Source organism: Persicitalea sp. (assembly GCF_041751555.1).
In the GTDB taxonomy this organism is placed as follows: domain Bacteria; phylum Bacteroidota; class Bacteroidia; order Cytophagales; family Spirosomataceae; genus Persicitalea.
Genome location: NZ_JBGSXF010000683.1, coordinates 1 through 2,764, shown reverse-complemented (window position 1 = coordinate 2,764; position 2,764 = coordinate 1). Strand labels below are relative to the sequence as shown.

Below are 2,764 nucleotides of genomic sequence, written 5' to 3'. Positions count from 1 at the left end.
CAGCTTATGCAAAACCTTATTGGTAATGCACTCAAATTTTCCTACCCAGAAATACCGCCGCACGTAACCATAGAAAGCCGCAATGTAAAATACAGTACAGCAAACGAACAAAACATTCCACCCAATACGGCATACTGCCACATCAGCGTTACCGACAACGGCATCGGCTTTGAAAAAGAATACAGCGAAAAAATATTTGAAGTATTTCAAAGACTTCATGGCAAAGAAGAGTATGCAGGCACAGGCATCGGGCTTGCTATTGTAAAAAAAATTGTCGAGAATCACCACGGCATCATCACCGCCACCAGCGAGTTGGGTAAGGGTGTAAGGTTCGATATTCATATTCCGGCCTAAAAAACGTACAACCTATGATTCTCTCATTGCTACTGGCAGCTTTTTTTTCGTTGAGATCCGCTCCGTCTACTCCGACAACGCTGGTGCTGGACGGAAAAATCTTGGCCCAAAACGCCAGGGCCATCGCCGCGAAAAACGACCCAAACAAAATAAAGGCACTGAATGAATTAGTCCAAAAAGCCGATAATGTACTGAAAGCAGGACGACTGTACTCCGTCATGCAAAAAAAGCAACTACCTCCCAGCGGCGACAAACACGATTACATGAGTCAGGGGCCTTATTGGTGGCCAGATCCGAGTAAGCCTGACGGCAAACCCTACATCCGGAAGGACGGGCAGCGAAATCCCGAAATAAACGGTATTACCGATCACGACCAACTTCACGATTTGATAGAAGATTCTGAATTGATGTCGCTGGCGTACTACTTTACCCAAAAGGAAAAATATGCTCAACACGCCGCCCTTTTGCTAGAAACTTGGTTTTTGAACAGTGATACAAAAATGAATCCCCACCTCAACTACGGACAGGGCATACCGGGCATCACTGAGGGGCGCGGCATCGGCATCATCGACAGCCGGGGACTGTACATGGTCATTGACGCTGCAATTCTCCTGCAGGATTCAAAAAGCTGGTCGGCCAAAGACCACGCGGCGCTTAAAAGCTGGTTCTCGGAATACTTGACCTGGCTGACCGAAAGCCCGATCGGGCGGGATGAAGCGGACGAACACAACAATCATGGTACATACTACGACGTGCAGGTAGTGGCTAGTGCGCTATTCTGCGGACGGAATGAGGTGGCGAAAAAGCAACTTGAAACTACCAAAGCCCGCCTGGCCAGTCAACTGCAAGCCGACGGCAGCCAACCCCACGAGCTGGCCCGGACGCTCTCCTGGAATTACACAAATATGAACTTGTATGGCTTCATGATTCTGGCGCGCTTGGCGGAGCACGTGGATGTTGATTTATGGAAATACGAAACGGCCGACGGGAAGGGCATTCACAAGGCTGTAGATTGGCTGGTTCCCTACGCCAAAAAAGAGAAAGACTGGACTTATAATCAAATCAAAGACAGATCCTTTGATAATACATACTCTATTTTTGGAAAGGCGTCAAAGGAATACAACAATCCTATCTATGGTAGTCTGGCAGGTGAGCGTAGCTTTCTCGAAGTACTGACCAACTAAGCGATCAATATCCCGATAAAATTTTAGTGAGGGAAGAGTACCGCTTACTCAATACAGTGCTGATTTTTAGTTATTTATAATGACAATCATTAAATTCATCAACTGAAATTACTAACGAACCTTAAAATTTCGATAGTTATGGATACAGTTGAGAATTACAAAGCAAGCCGCAACAGGCTGTTTAAAACGTTCGGAATCGATCCCCAATCGAAAGAAATTGCCACGGACGGCCCAGTCAAGAAAGTACACTATCTGGAACTAGGAGCGGGAAAGCCCCTAATCCTGATTCACGGCGGCGGCAGCAAGTCTAGCGAGTGGCTCAACATCCTCAAACCGTTGGCGGAGCATTTTAAACTATACGTGGTGGATCGCCCCGGCTGCGGGCTTTCGGGTAGCATAGACTACCGGGGCGTGGCGTTCCAGGAGAGTGCCGTCGATTTTGTGCAGTCGTTCATGGACGCGCTTGGGTTGAAGAAGGCGCTATTCTTAGGGCAATCCATGGGTGGATATTTTAGTATTTGTTTTGCCCTGAAATATCCCGAAAGGGTAGAAAAAATAGTACTGATCGGAGCACCAGCCGGGATGAATTTGTGGATTCCCTACGTATTGCGGTTGTTGAGTACCAAAGGTGTGAATCGGTTTCTATTCAAAACAGTGGCCAAACCCAGCCTTAAAAATGTGGTGGATATCCATAAAAATATATTGGTGGCCGACGTAAAAAAGCTATCGGATGCCTACATCGAGCATTGCTATCGCGGCCAACTACTGCCGGGCTACGAAAAGGGTTTTCTGACGATGCTCGAAAATGTACTAACATTCAAGGGATGGCGCAAGGATTTGTACATCGGCGATCAACTGCACGAATTGAAAGTACCCGTGCGGTTCATTTGGGGTGAAAAAGATGCTTTCGAGAAGCCCCAGACCGGCCGGGAGAAGGCGCTAGCAATCCCTGGCCAGGTATTTGAAGTGGTAGAAAACTCCGGACACAGTCCCTGGTTGGATGAACCTGAAAAGTGCGTATCACTAATAGTTTCGATGCTCGGGGCTTGAATTCCGGTTCAGTGAACAGTATTTCTCGCTTCTCATTACCAATACTTTTACCCCTAAAAGTCGAGTCAAATTCCCTTTGTATAATGAATAACTAATTGATTTCTACATCCTTTTCAAAAAAGGGTTTTGAAAATATTTTAGGCGATGAAAATCGGATATTTATTTATATTTCGCTT

The 2,764-nt window shown here is 46.4% G+C and carries 3 protein-coding genes; all 3 read left to right on the top strand.

Annotated elements, in window-relative coordinates; translation table 11 throughout:
- The coding region (locus ACEW8P_RS24080; RefSeq protein ID WP_373515610.1) for an ATP-binding protein at window positions 1-354 on the top strand (354 nt) is incomplete at its 5' end.
- Window positions 355-368: 14 nt separating this feature from the next.
- On the top strand, window positions 369-1,538 hold the full coding sequence (locus tag ACEW8P_RS24075; RefSeq protein WP_373515609.1) for an alginate lyase family protein: 1,170 nt from the start codon (window positions 369-371) through the stop codon (window positions 1,536-1,538).
- 138 nt (window positions 1,539-1,676) lie between these two features.
- A complete protein-coding gene (locus tag ACEW8P_RS24070; protein ID WP_373515608.1) occupies window positions 1,677-2,588 on the top strand; it encodes an alpha/beta fold hydrolase in 912 nt (303 codons plus the stop codon).
- Window positions 2,589-2,764: the final 176 nt, after the last annotated feature.